At 62.6% G+C, this 18,369-nt stretch carries 16 protein-coding genes; 3 read left to right on the top strand and 13 right to left on the bottom strand.

Annotation, left to right across the window (positions count from 1 at the left end; genetic code table 11):
• Positions 1 to 55: 55 nt before the first annotated feature.
• On the bottom strand, positions 56 to 919 hold the full coding sequence (locus ACOFKT_RS11305) for a menaquinone biosynthetic enzyme MqnA/MqnD family protein (protein WP_419804100.1): 864 nt from the start codon (positions 917 to 919) through the stop codon (positions 56 to 58).
• Between the two features lie 156 nt (positions 920 to 1,075).
• Here ACOFKT_RS11305 and dprA point away from each other — a divergent pair, with 156 nt between their 5' ends.
• From dprA to ACOFKT_RS11290, 3 genes are all read left to right on the top strand, one after another.
• Positions 1,076 to 2,284 carry a DNA-processing protein DprA gene (dprA, locus tag ACOFKT_RS11300; protein ID WP_419804099.1) on the top strand — a complete coding sequence of 403 codons (1,209 nt, stop codon included), beginning with the start codon at positions 1,076 to 1,078 and terminating at the stop codon, positions 2,282 to 2,284.
• A 266-nt stretch (positions 2,285 to 2,550) separates the two neighbouring features.
• Positions 2,551 to 5,400: a type I DNA topoisomerase gene (gene topA / locus ACOFKT_RS11295; RefSeq protein WP_419804098.1), complete on the top strand. Its 2,850-nt coding sequence runs from the start codon at positions 2,551 to 2,553 to the stop codon at positions 5,398 to 5,400.
• Between the two features lie 204 nt (positions 5,401 to 5,604).
• The gene (locus ACOFKT_RS11290) at positions 5,605 to 5,889 is read left to right on the top strand and encodes a DUF427 domain-containing protein (protein ID WP_419804097.1); all 285 of its coding nucleotides are present in this window, start codon (positions 5,605 to 5,607) and stop codon (positions 5,887 to 5,889) included.
• Positions 5,890 to 5,943: 54 nt separating this feature from the next.
• Here ACOFKT_RS11290 and ACOFKT_RS11285 read toward each other — a convergent pair whose 3' ends face one another.
• From ACOFKT_RS11285 to ilvD, 12 genes are all read right to left on the bottom strand, one after another.
• Positions 5,944 to 6,726: a hypothetical protein gene (locus tag ACOFKT_RS11285; RefSeq protein ID WP_419804096.1), complete on the bottom strand. Its 783-nt coding sequence runs from the start codon at positions 6,724 to 6,726 to the stop codon at positions 5,944 to 5,946.
• 167 nt (positions 6,727 to 6,893) lie between these two features.
• Positions 6,894 to 8,390 carry a sensor histidine kinase gene (locus ACOFKT_RS11280; RefSeq protein WP_419804095.1) on the bottom strand — a complete coding sequence of 499 codons (1,497 nt, stop codon included), beginning with the start codon at positions 8,388 to 8,390 and terminating at the stop codon, positions 6,894 to 6,896.
• Between the two features lie 62 nt (positions 8,391 to 8,452).
• The gene (locus ACOFKT_RS11275) at positions 8,453 to 8,911 is read right to left on the bottom strand and encodes a DUF4174 domain-containing protein (RefSeq protein WP_419804094.1); all 459 of its coding nucleotides are present in this window, start codon (positions 8,909 to 8,911) and stop codon (positions 8,453 to 8,455) included.
• 3 nt (positions 8,912 to 8,914) lie between these two features.
• Entirely contained in the window at positions 8,915 to 9,952 is a 1,038-nt protein-coding gene (locus tag ACOFKT_RS11270) for a zinc-dependent alcohol dehydrogenase family protein (RefSeq protein ID WP_419804093.1), read from the bottom strand.
• 130 nt (positions 9,953 to 10,082) lie between these two features.
• Positions 10,083 to 11,105: a ketol-acid reductoisomerase gene (gene ilvC, locus ACOFKT_RS11265; protein WP_419804092.1), complete on the bottom strand. Its 1,023-nt coding sequence runs from the start codon at positions 11,103 to 11,105 to the stop codon at positions 10,083 to 10,085.
• A gap of 23 nt (positions 11,106 to 11,128) precedes the next feature.
• Positions 11,129 to 12,148 carry a hypothetical protein gene (locus ACOFKT_RS11260; protein WP_419804091.1) on the bottom strand — a complete coding sequence of 340 codons (1,020 nt, stop codon included), beginning with the start codon at positions 12,146 to 12,148 and terminating at the stop codon, positions 11,129 to 11,131.
• A 5-nt stretch (positions 12,149 to 12,153) separates the two neighbouring features.
• Positions 12,154 to 12,780, bottom strand: a complete 627-nt coding sequence (gene ilvN, locus ACOFKT_RS11255; protein ID WP_419804090.1) for an acetolactate synthase small subunit — start codon at positions 12,778 to 12,780, stop codon at positions 12,154 to 12,156.
• Between the two features lie 60 nt (positions 12,781 to 12,840).
• A complete protein-coding gene (locus tag ACOFKT_RS11250) occupies positions 12,841 to 13,368 on the bottom strand; it encodes a hypothetical protein (protein WP_419804089.1) in 528 nt (175 codons plus the stop codon).
• A 3-nt stretch (positions 13,369 to 13,371) separates the two neighbouring features.
• On the bottom strand, positions 13,372 to 15,177 hold the full coding sequence (gene ilvB, locus ACOFKT_RS11245; RefSeq protein WP_419804088.1) for a biosynthetic-type acetolactate synthase large subunit: 1,806 nt from the start codon (positions 15,175 to 15,177) through the stop codon (positions 13,372 to 13,374).
• A complete protein-coding gene (locus tag ACOFKT_RS11240) occupies positions 15,174 to 15,746 on the bottom strand; it encodes a hypothetical protein (RefSeq protein ID WP_419804087.1) in 573 nt (190 codons plus the stop codon). The genes ilvB and ACOFKT_RS11240 overlap by 4 nt, the downstream gene beginning before the upstream one ends.
• Positions 15,743 to 16,666: a hypothetical protein gene (locus tag ACOFKT_RS11235; protein WP_419804086.1), complete on the bottom strand. Its 924-nt coding sequence runs from the start codon at positions 16,664 to 16,666 to the stop codon at positions 15,743 to 15,745. The genes ACOFKT_RS11240 and ACOFKT_RS11235 overlap by 4 nt, the downstream gene beginning before the upstream one ends.
• The gene (gene ilvD / locus ACOFKT_RS11230; RefSeq protein ID WP_419804085.1) at positions 16,663 to 18,360 is read right to left on the bottom strand and encodes a dihydroxy-acid dehydratase; all 1,698 of its coding nucleotides are present in this window, start codon (positions 18,358 to 18,360) and stop codon (positions 16,663 to 16,665) included. Before ilvD ends, ACOFKT_RS11235 begins: the two co-directional genes overlap by 4 nt.
• Between the last annotated feature and the right edge of the window lie 9 nt (positions 18,361 to 18,369).

The following is an 18,369-nucleotide window of genomic DNA, read 5'->3' as shown; positions in this document are numbered from 1 at the left end:
ACCTGTTCTGACGCGTCCCAAAGCATTGAAGTCGCGCCGCTTGCGTGATCTGTTGTCAGAGCAGTGGAAAGTTGTACGGGGGCAACACACCCGTGTCCTCGGCGAGTTGGTAAAACCGCTCGATTGCTTGCAGGCAATTACTGTCCAGCACATATTGGATGTTCTGCGTCAGGTAGGTGCGAATCGTGCCGGCCGGCAGGGCGATGCGTGGCTTCCACTCGCGCACAAGGTCTTCCACGTGCGCCACACCCGCATCGCGTGACGCAAGCAGGTCCGCCGCGAGCACGCCGGCGTCCATGCCGGTTTCCGTAAGCGCTGCGGTACGTACCGCCCACACCGCGGCGACCCAGGGTAGGCCGGTGTACTCGCGCCACCAGCTAGCCACGTCGATCCAGGTGCACTCCGCGAAAACGCCGCTGCGGTCGCGCGCTTCCAGCGCAAGCAGTGCCGGGTCGCCGATCAGTAGAGCGGCCTCGTGCGTTGCCAGCATCGCCGGCAGGTCGGCCGGAGCAGTGGCCACCACCGGGTCGCTCCGGTGAAAGGCACGCAGCAGCAGTTGCACATAGGCCAGGGAGGATCGCGAGGCCGCGTCGGCTGCCAGGCTGCGAACGGAACCCAGTGTGCAGCCCGGCCGCAAGACCAGTTGAATTGACCGGACCGGCGCCTCCGAGGCGATCGTGCATCCCCGCACCGCGGCACCACCGGGCAGAAACGGCATCGCGCCGATCGGCACCAGCCCAAGATCGGCCTCGCCGGTACGCAACTGCTCCGCGCACTGTGCCGGCGAGGTGTAGCGCACGTCGTACCGCTGGGCCAGCCGCTCCTGCATGGGCGAGTGCTCAAAGTTGTAGAGCAGAGGCGCAGGGTTCAGGAAATCGATGGCGGCGACGCGCAGGCGGGCTGATACAGCGGCAGGCACTCCTGGTTGGATGAGAGCTGCCGTCCCGCGGGCGCAACGCATCCAGACAAGCACGCAGGTTCGGGGCTTACGCATGGCCACTAAGTGTTAGAGGTGCGAAGCTCTCGCTGTTGTATAAACAGGCGATCGCCTACACGCTTCAAGGATTACGGAACCATGGCAACATCGTTCGCAGAGGTGAGCGGTCCGCGCTCCACTACGGAGCAGGACCGACTTGCGTGGCTTGCGTTAGCGCTAACGCCGGGCATGGGTCCGACACGCACGCTGCGTGCCATGTCACGCACCCAAACGCCCGCCGACCTGTTGCGCATGCCGCTGACCGAACTGGAATCCCTGGGCCTGCCCGCGACGGCGGCGCAGTTCGTGCACGATGGCAAGGCTCTGCTCGCCGCCGAGGCTGAGATGCAGCGCGTCGTCGAACAGGGTGCCGGCATCCTGACGCACGACTGCGAAGACTATCCGCAGCGGCTTCGCGAGATTTACGACCCGCCGCCCGTGCTCTGGTTCCGTGGTGAGACCGCGTTGCTCGGCCTGGCTGGAATTGCGGTGGTGGGCACGCGGCACCCGTCGCCCTATGGCGCGGGCATGGCGCAGATGCTTTCGCGCGACCTGGCCTCGCGCGGCGTGGTCATTCTGAGCGGCATGGCGCGCGGCGTGGATACGGAAGCGCACAAAGGCGCCTTGGAGACGAAGGGGAAGACGGTGGCCGTGTGGGGGACAGGCATCGACGTGATCTATCCCAAGGAAAACAAACGTCTTGCCGAGCAGATCCTGGCGGGCGGCGGATGCCTGCTGAGCGAGTTTCCCACCGGAACCTTCCCCGCGCCGCAGAACTTCCCGCTACGCAATCGCGTACTGAGCGGCATGAGCGTGGGCGTGCTGGTCATCGAGGCGGCGGAGCATAGCGGCACCCGTATCACCGCGCGCTGCGCCATGGAGCAGAACCGCGATGTGTACGCCGTGCCCGGCAACGTGACCAACAAGAATGCGTGGGGACCCAACACGCTCATCAAGCAGGGCGCCAAGCTGACCGCGACCTGGGAAGACGTGTGGGAGGATCTGCCCAGCCAGGCACGCATCGAGCTGGAGGACCGGTTGGCGATGCTCGCCGGCGGCAGTGGCGCGGGTGGGGCTGCATCGCTGGGCGGGGGTGCCGCATCCTTATTTGCCGAGCAGGAGATGCCGCCGACCGAGCGGCTGGTCTACTCGCACCTCCGCGCCGACGAAGCCACTCAACTGGACGGTCTGATCGAACGGCTGGAAGGGGAACTGCCGTCCGCCGAGATATTCACAGCCTTGTTTGAGTTGGAGCTGGCCGGTCGCATCCGCCAGATGCCGGGCAAGAATTACGTCCGCACCTTCTAGCTAAGTTGCACATTGCAGGCGCGGTCGGTCCCTTTTTGGAACCACCAGGGAGCGTGTTGCGGAAACCGCTTGGAATCGAAACCACGCCGGGACGAGTCAAACCGGCTAACGTGACGCGACGAACGGATCGTGTTAGCGTCTCAGCGAGACAGAGGATTAAGCGCCCAGAGTGTTGCCGCCCAGTAACGGGCGTGCACGGCCGGGGCGGCCGGGTAGGACCCGGGGGCCGGTGCCAGGCGGGTGGCGGCCAGGAACGGAAGTGAAGTATGGCAAGAAATCTCGTGATCGTGGAATCGCCTGCCAAGGCGAAGACGATCAATAAATATCTGGGCAGTGATTACACGGTGGAGGCCTCGTTGGGCCACATCATGGATTTGCCGAAGAATGACATCGGCGTGGAACTGAAGCGCCGCACCTTTGAACCCAACCTGATCGTGTCGCCGGGCAAGGAAAAGCTGGTTGAGCGCCTGAAAAAGCTGGCCGCCAAGGCCGATGCCGTATACCTGGCGCCCGATCCGGACCGTGAGGGCGAGGCAATTGCGTATCACCTGAAGCTGCAGATTGAGCCGGGGCTGAAGAACAAGCAGACGATTCAGCGAGTTACGTTCAACGAGATCACGAAGAAGGCCGTCGTCGACGCCTTCAAGCGTGCCCGCGACGTGAACGGCAACCTGGTCGATGCACAGCAGACCCGGCGCGTTCTGGACCGGCTGGTGGGGTATGAAATCTCGCCGCTGCTGTGGGACAAGGTGCGTCGCGGACTGTCCGCCGGGCGCGTGCAGACGGTCGCCCTGCGGCTGATCGTGGACCGCGAAAACGAGATCAAGGCGTTCGTGCCGGTCGAGTATTGGCCGGTCGACGCCCGGCTGAAGCCGCAGGCTGGCAAGCAGGAGTTCACGGCCAAGCTGCACAGCATCAACGGCGCGCGCCTCACAGTGGAGAGCGTTAGCGGTAACGCCCTGCCCGATGGCGACGCCGCGGGCCAGGCAAAGGCCGAGATGGAGTCGGCAAAGTACACCGTCCGCAGCGTGGAGGCCAAGGAGCGCCGCCGCAACCCGCCGGCACCTTTCTCCACCTCGCAATTGCAGCAACAAGCGTCGAACCGCCTCGGCTTCAACGTAAAACGCACCATGGGCGTCGCACAGCGGCTGTATGAAGGTGTGGAGATTGGTTCCGATGGCACCGTCGGCCTGATCACCTATATGCGTACCGATTCCACTCGCGTCGCCCCGGTGGCAATTGAGGACGCGCGCAAGTACATCGGCGGTCTTGGCGACCGTTACCTGCCCACGAAGCCGAACGAGTTTCGCGGCAAAAAGGACGCGCAGGACGCACATGAGGCGATTCGTCCAACGAACGTCGCGTACACGCCGGATAGCATTCGCAAGTATCTGTCAGACGAGCAGTTCCGGCTCTACGACCTGATCTGGCGGCGGTTCGTCGCATCGCAGATGACGGCAGCGGTCTACGACCAGACCACGGTCGAGATCGAGGGCCGTTCGGCCCGCACGTACGGTCTGCGCGTGAGCGGTTCCGTGCTCAAGTTCGATGGCTTCCTGAAGATTGCCGATGCGCGTCTCGGGAAGGCGCAGGCCGCCGCCGAGGCGAAGGCGATGCAGGCAGAAGTGAGCGAGGAAGACGAAGATGACGCTGCCCTGCCGGTGTTGAAGCAGGGGCAGGCGCTGGACCTGCTGGCTGTGCTGACGGAGCAGAAGTTCACTGAGCCACCGCCGCGGTTTAACGAGGCGTCGCTGGTCAAGGAACTGGAGGAGCGCGGCATCGGCCGGCCCTCCACTTACGCCAGCATCATCAACACCATCCAGGACCGCGAGTATGTGAAGAAGCTCGCGCGTAAGTTCGTGCCGACAGAAATCGGCATGGTCGTCACCGCCTTGCTGGTCAAGAACTTCCCCTACATCTTCGATATGGATTACACGCGCCGGCTGGAGGAAGAGCTGGACCGCGTGGAGGATGGTGAGGAGAAGTGGACGGACCTCTTGAACGGCTTCTACGGCCACCTGACCGACGAGATCAAGGTCGCCGAGAAGTCGATGGAGGAAATCAAGCGCTGGGAAAAGCCGACGAAGGAGCTGTGCGAAAAATGCGGTTCGCCGCTGGTGCTGCGCTGGGGCAAGTTCGGATCGTTCTATTCCTGCTCGAACTACACCAAGAGCAAGCCAAAGACGATCGCGGTCGCTTCGTATAAAAAAGACCCGAAGGCGACCGTGCAGCGGATTACGAAAGCGCTAACGTACCCGTTTGAAGTGAAGGGGATGGTCGATGACGCCGAGGCGTTCTCGGAAGAGGTTCACGACGACAAGGCCCTGTTGGCGGCGTTGAAGGTCGCGGCGACTCGCGGCAAGAGCATTCTGATTGACCCGGTGAGCTGCGACTTCACCAAGGAAAACTTCGCCGGCAAGCCCGATTTGGCCGCAATGGAGGCGGGCGACACCGAGGAAGAGGAGTTCTGCGAGAACTGCGGCAAGCAGATGGTGCTGAAGAACGGCCCGTTCGGCCCGTTCATGAGCTGCCCGGACTACAACGCCGACCCGCCCTGCAAGACCGTGCGCCGACTGAACCAGAAGGTGCAATCCAAGCCACCCGAGCCGACCGGCGAGCCCTGCCCGGAGTGCGGCATGGAACTGGTGAAGCGGCAGGGTAGCTACGGCGAGTTCGTTTCCTGCTCGGGCTACCCCAAGTGCAAGTACGTCAAGCAGACCTTGCTGGACGTGGCGTGTCCCAAATGTGGCGGCTCGCTGGCGGAACGCAAGTCCAAGATGGGCAACACGTTCTATGGCTGCACGAATTACCCGAAGTGCGATTTTACGAGCAATCAGAAGCTGATCGCGACGCCATGCCCCAAGGGCAACAGCACGTACCTGGTTGAGGTGTTCAACAAGCAGGACGGCTTTCTGCACGAGGTGTGCCCGCATAACCACGATGCCCTGCCGAAACGCCGTCCCAAGAAGGGCGCAAAGGAGGAACCGGTCACGGATCCGGTGCACTGCGACTATGACAACCGGACGAACCGCAAACCGGAGCCGGCCGCACTGATTGAGGTGCCGAAGCTGGTTGTTCCGGACCCCGAGCAGACACGGCCGCTTGCGGTTGCGTAAGCGCTAACGTTTGATTGGCAGCCTGCAGTTTTGGATTGGGTCGAAAAAGACCTGAGTCTTTCCGGCTCTGATTTTGTCGAATGTAGAAGATACTGTTACAAGGGATGGGACGGTTTCTGTGAGGATCGCCGCATGGGCAGCATTTGCGGGCGCGCGGAAACCGGAGTTGTGCATTCCTGACAGAGGAACGGAGATTTCCCGCCAATGGCGAAAGCAATGTGGAACGGCCACACCGTGGCCGAGAGCGAAAACTTTGAGACGATCGAGGGTAATGTTTATTTCCCGGAAGAGTCGGTAAAGCGCGAATTCCTGCGCCCCAGTTCCACCACCTCTTCCTGCCCATGGAAGGGGCAAGCGCGGTATTTCACGCTGCTGGTCGATGGCCAGGAAAACCCCGACGCGGCCTGGTACTACCCAGACCCGAAGCCGGCGGCCCGCTCGGTCAAACACCACATGGCGTTCTGGCGGGGCGTAGAAGTCACCAAGTAAGCGCTAACCTTCGCGATTACAAACGGGCACCGGACTCCGGTGCCCGTTTGCCGTTTACTCGGTCGTGGCGCTGTCGAGGATGCGTGCGTCGGAATGCGTCTTCTGGAAGTCGCGGTTCTGTACGTCGATTGCGATCTCTCGGCTGAAAAAGAACAGCACGTGAATTTTGAATTCGGTCCCGAAGGTGACAGGAAACCAGACGCCGTCAGGCTGCGGCGCGTAGGTCACGGCGAAACCCAGGCCGGGCACGTTGGTCCCAAGCATGGTTTTGACCAGAAAGGGAACTCCGCGTGAGAGGTGGGTGCGGACGAAGACCGGCTGGTATGCGGCGGTATCGATCCAGGCGTCGCCCTCCCAATCGAACTCGCTGTTGTCTTTGGGTTTGAAGTGAATGAGCCAGGTGTCACGGCCGTTCATCGGCTCCCGCTTAACGATCGCGTATTGGTAACCAGTCTGGGCCTTGGCGGTCAATGGAAACAGGCCGGCATGGAAGCCGTCCTTCGCTTGCGTATTGGTCAGGTTGTCGCGCATGTGCTCGACGAGGTTCACGTCAACGTCCTCGTCGTTCTTGAGCGTGATCTCCCGCGATTCGCCGGGCTTCAAGTCTGCAGTGAGCGGATGGGTGTAGCGGGTGTAACGGCCGTTCAGCCAAAGACTGCCGTCCAGCGTGAGCAGCTGCCGGCCCGACCCGGTCGTCGTGGGTGTGACGCGAGTGTCCGTCGTCTCGCGGCAGATTACCTTGTGGCCTTTATGTGAGGCCGCGTCCGCGTGCTGAACGTAGGTGTAACGCGATCGCTCGACCTCAGCCATCTGCTGGTTCGCAGCCACGTGTGCCATGATTTCGACAGCATCCGGTGCGGCTGGTGAGCTTTGGCCGATGGCCTGGGTACGGGCGAGCGTGAACGGGAGGCAAAGGGCAGCGGCAAGGACGCAATTGCGGGAAGGGCGCACATGCGTTGATACGCACGGGGGCACACCAGCGTTCTATGTTTTTTTGCGAATCGTCAGTAAGCGCCGGTTTGCTCGATCGGCAGGCGCACCTGGAAGCAGGTTTCGCCTGGTTTGGATTCAACGGAGATGACGCCGCGGTGCTTGGTGACGATGCGGCTGGCAGCGTCGAGGCCCAGACCCAGGCCCGCGCCGACCGGCTTGGTCGTGAAGAACGGCTCGAAGATGCGGGAAAGGATCGCCGGGTCGATTCCCGGGCCGTTGTCCCACACTTCAACGAGCACGTTTGGGCCGTTCGCGGAGGTTCTGAGGCGAAGCACACTCGGATCGCGTTCGCATTGGTCCATGCTGTCCAGCGCGTTTTCGATCAGCGCCGTCCAGACCTGGTTCAGCTCGCTGCCATAGGCACTGATGACCGGGGTGTCCGGTGCATACTCGCGGATGACCTCGACCGCACCCAGGCGCGAGCCGAGCATTGCCAGGGTTGTGTCGAGCGTTTGCGTCACGTCGATCTCCTGGATGGGCGCCTGGTCCATGTAGGAGTAGTCCTTGATGGCGGAGATCAGGTCGAAGATGCGGCGCGTGGCGTCGATGATGGTGTCGGTCATGCGCTCGGCCTTGAGCGCTGCGCTGAAAGAGGCGAGTGCGACAGGGAGAGCTTCGGCCGAAAGCGACTCGGCGAGGCCGTCCAGGTGTGGAGCTTCGATCTGCGTTTCCGCCAACGTTGGCGCGAACCGCCACGGCTCTTCGATGCCGTGATTTCGCATCCACGCGGCAATGGCGTCTTCGCGGTCGGTCTGCACCACCGGGTCAGAGAGCAGAGCTTTGTCGTTCGCGCCCAGAAGCGGCCGCACCGTCTGGGTCCACTCCCAGTACTTCTGCTTTGCCTCCGGGGTGAAATGCATGGCGCCCAGCCGGTATTTGGTGTCGCCGTAGGTGCGCAGCTCCGTCCACAGATTGTTCGCGGCGGAGCGCGCAGCGGACGCTGGATTGTTTAGCTCGTGGGAGAGATTGGCGGCGAGCTTGCCCAGGGCGTTCAGCTTTTCGGACTGCTGCTCGATGCGGGTGACTTCGCGCACGCGGTCCAGCAGGATGGAGACGCTGAGCTGGGCGATGCCGGGCACGGCCTGCAGCATCTCCGGGAAGATGTCTTGGTCGAACTCGAGTCCCCACACCTTGCCGACGGCAAAACCTTCACCGCCGAACGTCTTCATGCGGCTGAAGGGAAGTTTGCCGGTGAGCTGGGCCGCGCGGCCGACGAAGTAAGAAACCGGGCCGGAAGGCAGGCGGCGCACGTGGATGTCGCCGTCGATGAGGATGAACATGGAGCGTGCCGGCTGACCGGTCGAGAAGACAAGTCCGCCGTCGTCGTAGAAGCGCTGGGTGCCATTTTTGGCGAGCCAGCGCAGGCCGGACGCGCTGATCTCCTCAAGGCCACGCACGTGGATGAGGCGCGCAATGACCTGATCTATGGCAAGGGGCAGCGGCGCCTGGGCGGGGTGGCCGTCAGCGTTGATCATCTCCGGGTACAACTCGACCTCGGCAGAGCCCATCGTGCACCTCCTGCTTCCAATGTAACGAACGCGGGGCGGGAACTGTTTCCTGTGAGTACGATTTACCTCTGCTTTGCTTCCTCTTTCCGCATGGGCATGGCGTCGATGGTGGAGGCGAGCTTCTGCCATGGGATGGGGTTGGAGGAGCGAAGCTTCTCACCGCCGTCCTTGCCGACCAGGACTACGGCGAACTCATTCAGCCCGACATGGAAGCGTTGGCGGGCGTAGGCCTCTTCCTCTGGTGCAAAGGTGGATTGCGGAAGAGCGGAATCGTTCGAAGTGTGGGAGGGCACGATGTTCATGACAATCACGCGCATGTCGCGGTCGCGGACTTCGGCTGCATGTGCGGCGAGATCGGAAAGCTGCTGCTGGGCACGGGCGTCGTTCGCACCGGCAAAGATGAGCAGCAGGCGCGCGGTGTCGCGCAGTGCGTTTAAGGTGGCGCGATTCTGGGCGAAGCTGGTCATGGAAGAGGTTAGAGCACCGAGCGCGATGAGCAGGGCAGCCGTGCGGAGGCGCATAGGCTAGTTGGATGCGCTGTCGTCGAGCGTGATGACGAGCTTACCGAAGTGGCCGGCCCCTTCGAGAGCGCGCAGGGCCTGCTGTGCCTCTGTGAATAGGAAGGTCCTGTCGACCACCGGCTTGAGCTGATGTTCTGTGTAGAACTGCACGAGGTCGCGCAGCATGACAGTTGAGCCGACATGAATTCCCTGCAGTTGAAGGCTGTGCATGAGCAGCGGCAAAAGATTGAGCGGTTGCTCCGTGCCGGACAGGACACCGATGAGGGCGACGAGGCCGCCGGGTGCTGCCGCGCGAATGGAGAGTGGCATGGTGCCCGCGCCGCCGACCTCCAGCACGTGCGTGACGCCGCGTTTGCCGGTAAGGTAGCGCACGGCGCGGTCCCACTCGGGCGTGGTGCGATAGTTGATGGTCTCGTCGGCGCCGAGCGTGCGGGCGCGGGCCAGCTTTTCGTCGGACGAACTGGTCAGGATGGTGCGGGCACCGAGCGCATACGCGATCTGAAGGCCGAAGATGCTGACGCCGCCGGTGCCCTGCAAGAGGACCGTGCTGTCTCCGGTGATGGGTTGAAAGCGTGTGAGCGCGTTCCAGGCGGTGACGCCAGCGCAGGGCAGCGTGCTTGCCGCTGCGAAGCTGAGGCTGTCTGGGATTTTGACGAGGGAGTGGGAGGGTAGCACGCGATAGTCGGTGAGCACGCCCTGCTGTGCTTCGCCAAGCGCGGAAGGCCATGGATTGTTGCTTTGGATCGGGCCGTCGTTCCAGTCGAGGAAGAAGCTAGTCACGACGCGGTCGCCTTCCTTGAGGCCGGTTACGTTGCTGCCGATGGCGGCGATTTCGCCTGCGGCGTCGGAGCAGAGCGTGAGCGGCTTTTGCACGCGCGGGTTGTAGTGTCCGCGCACGACCATCAAGTCGCGGTAGTTCAGGGAAACGGCGCGGATGCGGACAAGGACTTCGTCTGCTTGTGGTTCAGGGATGTTGGTTTCGCGGTATTCGAGAGCGTCGATCGAGAAGTCGCTGGTGAGCTGCAGGGATTTTGCGAGCATGTTGATTGGATGCGGACAGGGAAAGGACCTGCTTCTGCCGTGTGCGGTGTTGCCGCTGCGGGAGAAAGCAGATCCCTTCGCTACGCTACGGGATGACAACAAAGCTTACGCCCGTAAACAGGTGTGAAGGTTACGCCTTGACCACGGTGCCGTTCTCGACCTTGACCGGGTCGAGGAACGGCATGGCGCTGCGGAGCTCGGAGCCGACTTTTTCAATGGGGTGTTCGCGGTCCTGCTGACGGAATTGCTCGAACTGCTTGCGGCCGGTGTTCTGGTCCTCGATGAAGTGCTTGGCAAAGCTGCCGTCGCGGATGTCAGAGAGCAGGCCCTGCATGGCCTTCTTGACCTCGGGTGTGACGATGCGCGGGCCGGCGATGTAGTCACCCCATTCGGCGGTGTCGCTGATGGAGTGGCGCATGTATTCCAGGCCGCCGCGGTACATGAGGTCGACGATGAGCTTGAGCTCGTGGAGCACTTCGAAGTAGGCGAGTTCGGGCTGGTAACCGGCCTCGGTCAGCACCTCGAAGCCTGCCTTGACCAGCGCGGCGGTGCCGCCGCAGAGCACGGCCTGCTCGCCGAAGAGGTCGGTCTCGGTCTCCTCGGTGAAGGTGGTTTCGAGCACGCCGGCGCGGGTGCAGCCGATGCCCTTGGCGTAGCTGAGCGCGTCGGCGAGTGCGTTGCCGCTTGCGTCCTGCTCGACGGCGACCAGGCCGGGAACGCCGCCGCCTTCGGTGAAGACTTCGCGCACGCGGTGGCCGGGAGATTTGGGCGCGACGAGCGAGACGTCAACGTCGGCGGGCGGCGTGATGGTGCGGAAGCGGATGTTGAAGCCGTGCGCGAACATGAGGGTCTTGCCTTTTGACAGTCCGGGCTCGACCTCCTTGTAGACGGCTGCGGCGGTCTGGTCCGGGACGAGCAGCATGATGGTGTCGGCCCACTTGGCGGCTTCCGCAACGCTGAGGACTTCGAGACCCGCGGCCTTGGCCTTTTCGGCACCTTTCGAACCTTCGCGGAGGCCGATCTTCACGTCCACGCCCGAGTCCTTCAGATTGAGAGCGTGAGCGTGGCCCTGCGAGCCGTAGCCAATGATGGCGACCTTTTTCGCCTGGATGAGGGAAAGGTCTGCGTCGTTGTCGTGGTAGGTCTTTGCCATATCTGTCGTGTCGTCCTTTTCTGTTAGTGGATCGCTGCGGAGAGGTTGCGCTGCGGTGCTTCGCATCGATGTTGAATGACCTGCAGGATCGAGCTTTGCAGGTTGCCCATGATTGCGTCGGACCACAGGCCGGCATAGCCGTTGAAGTCGGTGGTGAGCCGCTGATGTGAGACCAGATGCAAGCGAATCGAGCCATCGCTTAGCGGCTCAATGCGGTACTGCCCGTCGAGTACGTCGAAGTATGGCCCGCCAATGGTGACGTGCTCATCCAACGTGGTGGGCGGAATGTGTGCGGTATCTGCCTTGATGCTGAAGCCGAGCTGGCGCAGCGGTTGCCAATCATCCACCGTTTCGTAGAAAACGAGGCCGTGTTCGAAGCTGGCAGTGCGCACGCCGCCTATGCCGGGATGCGAAAGGATCGCGGCAACGGGACGTGGAAAACCGATGCTGTGCGCCCAGGTGGGACGCAGCTCCGACGGTGCGATGGGCGGCACCGATTGGATGTTCTGCCAGATGGTGGCGGCGCCGGCGTGAATGACGATGGAGTTCTCAACGGTGTGCATCGTAGTCGGTTGCTGCACGCGCGACTCTACAAAGCTGCAGAAGAACGGCAGTACAGCGACCGCGGCCACAAGTCCCGGTTTGGGTCGCATGGCTTGCGCCAAGGCAAGGCCGAGCAGACCACCCAACGCGCCGAAGAGCAGCGCAACCGGCAGCAGAAGCACGATGCAGATGGAACCCTCAAGCGCGAGTACTGCGGCGACAGCGCAGGCCAGCAGGATCGGTAGCGCGGGAAGCATCATTGCCCGCCGAATCGGAACTGTTTCGTGCCGCGCGGGAACGTATACGGCGATGGTGCCGATGACCAGAGGAACGAGCGCGACGAATCCGAGCGACATGACGATCAGAACGGCGCCCTTGCCAACGTACTTTTCACCGAGTGCAATAAGGAGCCGAAAGAGTAGACCATAGCCAAGTGCGAGCAGCGTGCCGTAGAAGTAGCTAGGCGGCCAACGATAAGGATTCCAGGAGGATGCGGGCATTAGCTTTACGCCTCGTGGTCTGCGAACTGATTGGGAAGCGTGTTCATGGGGTCGAGCGCGTCGGGGTCGGCCGTGTCGTCGAAGGTTTGCTGATGATTTTTGCTGCCGAGGGCGCGCATGACGCGGGTCGAGTGTGCGCCGCGACGCATGGCCATGCGACCGGTGCGGCTGACTTCGAGGATTTCGTAACTAGACTCGCGCAGGACCTGGATGAGACCCTCGATTTTGGAGGAGGAGCCGGTCATTTCGAGCATGATGCTGTCGGGTGCGAGATCGACGACGCGGGCGCGGAAGACGTTGCTGAGCTCGAAAATCTGTGTGCGCGACTGGATGCCGTGCGGCGATTGCGGGCCGGCGGCGACCTTGATCAGGCAGAGTTCGCGCACGACGGCCTCGGCGCGGCCGACCTCGTCGACCTCGCGCGTGATCTCAAGCTTGTAGAGTGAGGCGCGGATGCGGTGCGCGGCGTTCTCCGCCGCCTCGCAGACGATCGTCATGCGCGAAACGTCTTCGCTTTCGGTCTCGCCCACGGTGAGCGAGGCGATGTTGATATTGAGCCGGCGGAAGAGCGAAGCGACGCGCGTGAGCACGCCGGGCTTGTTGTCAACGAGTGCGATAAAGGTGTGCAGCATGGGGCTCCAGCGAGTCAGCGAGTCAGCGAGTCAGCAAGTCGGCCGCTTCGCTGTGCTCTATCAGTCGGTGATGCGTTCAAAGACGTTCATGGTGCGGTAGTACAGCGTGAGTTCGCCGGGTTGGGGTGATCGCGTTGTTTTGCCGCAGGTGTTCTGTGCGACGACGCCATTGGTAAGTATCTGCGCGATGGGAAAGCGCTCGGATTTTTCGGTGTCGTTGCCGTGCTTTGTGCGTGGTGTGCAGGATTTGTAGTCGACCACGATCGGGTTCAGGATGTCGCCGGTCTTCGCGACGGTTGCTTCGGCAAGGCCGGCATCGTCCGTCTTGATGTCGCGCTCTTCGGCATGCGACATCAGGTGCGTCTTGTTGCGTTCGAGAAAGATCTCCTTGTCCACGATGGGCTGACCGGTCTTGCCATTCAGCAGGCGAATGTGGATGGTGGTGGTGTCCTCGGCACCGAAGGGCTTGCGTTGCTGCATCTCCGGCTGCTGCGTCGTGGCATCCGCGGTTCCAGCCTGCAGTGCCGCTTGCGCGTGCGTCATGAGCGGATATCCAAGCAGGGTGACCATCGTGATGAGCTTGCGCATGCTTTAGTCCTCGCTCGTTTCGATCAGCGGGTTGGGGCGGCGGACCATTTCGTGCAGGGCGGAGCCGGGCGCGATCATGGGGTAGACGCCGTCTTCTTTTTCGACGGCGAAGTTGATCAGAAACGAGCCCGAGCCGGTGCGGGCGCGCGTGACGGTGGGCTTGACTTCGCTGCGTTCGGTCACGTGTGCGCCGGGGATGCCATGAGCGTCGGCGAGCTTGACGAAGTCGGGCGAGAGGATGGGCGAGCACGAGTAGTTCTTGTCGTAGAACGCCTCCTGCCACTGGCGCACCATGCCGAGGAAACCGTTGTTGATGACGGCGATGTTGATGTGCAGGCCCTCCTGCTGGATGGTGGAAAGCTCGGCCGCGGTCATTTGGAAGCCGCCATCACCGGCGATGACCCAGACATCTTTTTCGGGAGAGGCCATCTTTGCGCCGATGGCCGCGGGCAGGGCGAAGCCCATGGTGCCCAGGCCGCCGGAGGTGATGAGCGTGCGCGTGACTTCGTGGCGAAAGTACTGCGCCTCCCACATCTGGTGCTGGCCCACGTCGGTCGCGATGATCGTTTCGTTCAGGCGGCCTGCGGCAGAGGCCTCCTGCCAGATGTCGTGGATGACGTGCGCGGCGTAGAGGTGGCCGTTGTCGGGCAAGGCGAGGATATCGCGAACGCTGGCGTCACCCTTCATCGCGCGGATCTCTTCACGCCATGGGCCGGTTGGGTCATCCGATCCCACGTTAGGCTGCGCCGAACGTGGAGCACCTGAAGTCTGGTCCATGAGCGGTGCGATGGTCCGCAGCACCTGCTTCAAGTCGCCGATGAGCGCGACATCGACCTTGACGTTCTTGTTGATCTCGCTGGGATCGATTTCGATGTGGATCTTCTTCGCGTTGGGTGCGTAGTGGAGGAGGTTGCCGGTCACGCGGTCGTCGAAGCGCATGCCAAAGGCGAGCAGCAGATCGGCTTGCTGGATCGCATGGTTCACCCACGACTCGCCGTGCATGCCCATCATGCCGAGCGCGAGCGGGTGCGATGCAGGGAAGGCGCCCAGGCCAAGCAGCGTGGTGGCGACGGGGATGTTGTGGCGTTCGGCAAAGGCGATGACCTCGGCTTCGGCTTCGGACTGAATGATGCCGTGGCCCGCGAGGATGACGGGCCGCGTGGAGGCGCGCATGAGTTCGATCGCGCGCTGCATTTCGGTGGACTCGGAACGCAGCATAGGGTGCGGGCGGTAAGGTTTCGGCGCGGCGTGATCAAAGTCGAAGAGCGTGGTGCCCTGCTGCGCATCCTTGGTGATGTCGACCAGAACAGGGCCGGGGCGGCCGGACTGCGCGATTTGAAAGGCCTGGCGCAGCATGGGCGCGATCTCTTCCGCGCGGGTGGCGACGAAGTTGTGCTTGGTGATCGGCAGCGTGATGCCGGTGATGTCGATTTCCTGGAAGGCATCGGTTCCGAGCACTCTGCTGGCGACCTGGCCAGTAATCGCGACGACCGGGATGGAATCGAGCATCGCGGTGGCGAGGCCGGTGACCAGGTTCGTCGCGCCCGGGCCGCTGGTGGCGACGCACACGCCAACGCGACCCGAGGCGCGTGCATAGCCGTCGGCCATGTGCGCCGCGCCTTGCTCATGCCGCACAAGCACATGGTGGATGGTGGGGAACTTGCGCAAGGCGTCGTAGGCGGGAAGGATCGCGCCGCCGGGGTAGCCGAAGACGGTGGTCACGCCCTCGCCGGCGAGCGTGGCCCAGAGGATTTCGGCGCCGGTAAGTGTGGGTGCGGAGTTCGCGGATGCTGTGTGTGTGTCCGTCATGATTTGGCCTCACAATGTGCAGCGTGATGTTCTGAAAGATTATGGAGGTGCGCCGCCGATTCCCGCACGCCCGCATCGTCGGCTGTGTCGCCCGAAGCTACGGCAGCGTACAGAGTGCGAGTCTCGTGCCATGCGGCGCACGCGGCGCGCTCATTGTTGAGGGCGGAGACGCGAAGTGCGTTCGCGAGATCGAGGGTCGGCGGCTGCTCTGTGGTGAGCAGGGCGCGGTACAGGCGAATGGCCTCGTCGATGTGCGAGAAGGCTACGGCATACTCATGCAATTCGCTGCGAACGTCGGCAGCGTGACGCAGAGCGTAGGCCAGCATGCGATCGTCATTCGCCGCGCGCGCGAGGGTGATGGCCTCGGCGTAGTAGATGGCAGCACCGGTGCGGTCGCCGGCGTCGCGGCGGGTCTGTGCGAGGCCAGCGAGGGCCTCGGCACGCTCGACGGCCTGGTCAGCCTCGGCCTGCGCAGCGGCTTCTTTGTAGAGGCGCTCGGCCTCAGCGGCCTCGCCGGATTTGCGGAGGTGCGCGGCGTTGTGCAGAAGCGATTTGAGTTGCTCGATCACGAGGTCACCGCCACGACCGTTCTTTGCAGGTGAATGCTCGCGATCTCTAGCCAATTCCGAAATTGTTCCTCGGTAGCGTTGTTTTTTGCGAAATTGCAGCCTAGATGAACAAGTTGGTAGTTGTCGGGTCCGTAATCGCCAAGTGAACTGTCCTTTCGATCTCCAGAGATTCTTAAGAGCTTGTTTTCCGTTGAGAGTGGCATCTCCCCATTGCAGAGTGAGCAGAGCAGGGGCTTCCGCAAGAGCAGAGAAAGTATTTGGATCTGAAGGTCAGTCGGCGCTGTCCGTAGAGGAGCGCGATGTTGGACCAGTTCGCCAGATGTCATTACGCGGTTCATGACAAGATCAGCCAGCCGAACAGCTTCTTGGCTGGCAAGCTTGTTCTCAGAACGCAACAAGTCTGTTACGTCGATAGGTTTATGAGATCTGGCAAAAACATCGATATTCGGAACAGGTAAGACGGGCAGGGCTAATAGAGCCATTCGGTCTTGGTCAATGACCTCGCGAAAAGGAACGTGCCACATATTGCGATTCGTATTGGGCAGAAGTTGATCGGCAATAGGACGAGAAGGAAGGTCAAATGCGCGAAGAGCCCGAAAGCACCTCAACCACTGGCCAGGGTAGTCTTTTGAAGCCCAAGCTTTTGCATCCGGCGAGATGTGGTTGTAGGTGTCGTAAGTGCGAGTAGTGTCGATCTCGACGACGGACAGCAGCGCACCTCGATCTTCACGCTTGATTGTTTTTTCATCTTTCGTGCCCAAATAAACGACGAAGTCTCTTCCGGTCTGATAGTTACGTCGTATCTGCGTTTCAAAGCTAGCCTGACTGAAGGCGACCACGGGCCAATAAGACGAAATCGGTCCGTACTCGGACTTGAGAAGAAGTTTGGCGCTGCTTGATGCCACTTCGTTCAAAGTCACGAGGTCACCGCGCCTTGGCTGGCACTGCCTACGGTGGCGGTGTATTTGGCGAAGACGCCGCGTTTGTAGCGGGGCTCGGGTGCTTGGAAATCCTGGAGCCGGGTGGCGAGTTCGTAGTCGCTGATGTTTACGTTGAGGGTGCGGTTGGGGATGTCGAAGGTAATCTGGTCGCCTTCGCGGACGGCGGCGATGGGGCCGCCGAGTTGGGCTTCGGGGGCGACGTGGCCGGCCATGAGGCCGCGCGTGGCACCGGAGAAGCGGCCGTCGGTGAGCAGGGCCACGGTTTCGGAGAGCTCGGGGATGCCCTTGATGGCGGCGGTGACGGCGAGCATCTCGCGCATGCCGGGGCCGCCGCGCGGACCTTCGTAACGGATCACGCAGACGTCGTTCGGCTTGATGTCGCCACGCTCGACGGCGGCGAAGCAGAGGTCCTCGGAGTCGAAGACGCGCGCGGGGCCGGTGTGGTGGATGCGCTCGTGGCCGGCGACCTTGACCACGCAGCCTTCGGGCGCGAGGTTGCCGCGCAAGATGACGAGTCCGCCGGTGGGCTTGAGCGGGTTGTCCCAGGTGCGAATGACGGGTTGGCCCGGTGTTTCGTGCGCGGTGCTGGCTTCTTCGCGCAGGGTCCTGCCGCTGACCGTAATGTTGTCGTGCAGCTGGTTACGCTCGATGAGGCGTTGCGCGAGGACGCGCGAGCCGCCTGCCTTCTGGTAGTCGGTTGCGTTGTACTTGCCGCCGGGTGACAGGTCGCAGATGAACGGGGTGCACTCGGAGATGTGGTCGAAGTCCTCCATGGTGAGCGGGATCTGGAGCTCGTGCGCGATGGCGATCAGGTGCAGCACGGCGTTGGTGGAACCACCCGAGGCGCAGACGGCGGTGATGGCGTTTTCCAGAGACTCGCGCGTGAGGATCTGTGAGGGCTTGATGTTTTTGCGGACCAGGTCCATGACGAGGCGGCCGGCCTCGCGCGAGGCGTTCGCCTTTTCCGGCGACATGGCGGGAACGCCCGTGATCTCCATGGGACTGATGCCGAGGAACTCGCCGGCCATGGCCATGGTGTTGGCGGTGAACTGACCGCCGCAGGCGCCGGGGCCGGGGCAGGCGGCGGCTTCGAGTGCCTCGAGTTCGTCGTCGTCGATCTTGCCCGCGGCGTGCGACCCCATGCCCTCAAAGACGTTCAGGATGGTGATCTCTTTGCTGGTGCCGTCGGGCTGGCGCAGTTGGCCCGGCGCGATGCTGCCGCCGTAGAGCATGAGGCCGGGGATGTCGAGCCGCGCGAGCGCCATGACGGAGGCGGGCATGTTTTTGTCGCAGCCCGCGATGCAGACCAGGCCGTCGAAGCTGTTGCCGCGCGTGACGAGCTCGATGGAATCGGCGATGACCTCGCGCGAGATGAGCGAGGCCTTCATGCCCTCGGTGCCCATGGTGATGCCGTCGGAGATGGTGACGGTGTTGAATTCCATGGGTGTGCCGCCAGCTTCGCGGATGCCTTGCTTCACGGCGTCGGCGACCTGGCGCAAATGGAAGTTGCAGGGGCCGATCTCCGTCCACGTGTTGGCGATGCCGATGATGGGTTTGTGCAGGTCTTCCTTGCTGAAGCCGACGCCGCGCAGGTAGGAACGCGCGGCCGCGCGGGATGGACCTTCGGTGAGGACGGTGCTGTTGCGTTTGCCGGGATCGAGTTCGTTTGCCAATGTTTTCTC

The organism is Terriglobus sp. (assembly GCF_965201105.1).
In the GTDB taxonomy this organism is placed as follows: Bacteria; Acidobacteriota; Terriglobia; order Terriglobales; family Acidobacteriaceae; genus Terriglobus.
This window is presented reverse-complemented; position numbering and strand designations above follow the sequence as displayed.

What these genes read in the sequence shown, in the direction of transcription:
- ACOFKT_RS11270 (WP_419804093.1), bottom strand. Translation starts at nt 9,952, where the DNA reads ATGCTCGCAAAATCCCTGCAGCTCACCAGCGACTTCTCGATCGACGCT.
- ilvN (WP_419804090.1), bottom strand. Translation starts at nt 12,780, where the DNA reads ATGCTGCACACCTTTATCGCACTCGTTGACAACAAGCCCGGCGTGCTC.
- dprA (WP_419804099.1), top strand. Translation starts at nt 1,076, where the DNA reads ATGGCAACATCGTTCGCAGAGGTGAGCGGTCCGCGCTCCACTACGGAG.
- ilvB (WP_419804088.1), bottom strand. Translation starts at nt 15,177, where the DNA reads ATGACGGACACACACACAGCATCCGCGAACTCCGCACCCACACTTACC.
- ACOFKT_RS11285 (WP_419804096.1), bottom strand. Translation starts at nt 6,726, where the DNA reads ATGGCACACGTGGCTGCGAACCAGCAGATGGCTGAGGTCGAGCGATCG.
- ACOFKT_RS11275 (WP_419804094.1), bottom strand. Translation starts at nt 8,911, where the DNA reads ATGCGCCTCCGCACGGCTGCCCTGCTCATCGCGCTCGGTGCTCTAACC.
- ACOFKT_RS11260 (WP_419804091.1), bottom strand. Translation starts at nt 12,148, where the DNA reads ATGCCCGCATCCTCCTGGAATCCTTATCGTTGGCCGCCTAGCTACTTC.
- ACOFKT_RS11280 (WP_419804095.1), bottom strand. Translation starts at nt 8,390, where the DNA reads ATGGGCTCTGCCGAGGTCGAGTTGTACCCGGAGATGATCAACGCTGAC.
- ilvC (WP_419804092.1), bottom strand. Translation starts at nt 11,105, where the DNA reads ATGGCAAAGACCTACCACGACAACGACGCAGACCTTTCCCTCATCCAG.
- ACOFKT_RS11250 (WP_419804089.1), bottom strand. Translation starts at nt 13,368, where the DNA reads ATGCGCAAGCTCATCACGATGGTCACCCTGCTTGGATATCCGCTCATG.
- topA (WP_419804098.1), top strand. Translation starts at nt 2,551, where the DNA reads ATGGCAAGAAATCTCGTGATCGTGGAATCGCCTGCCAAGGCGAAGACG.
- ACOFKT_RS11290 (WP_419804097.1), top strand. Translation starts at nt 5,605, where the DNA reads ATGGCGAAAGCAATGTGGAACGGCCACACCGTGGCCGAGAGCGAAAAC.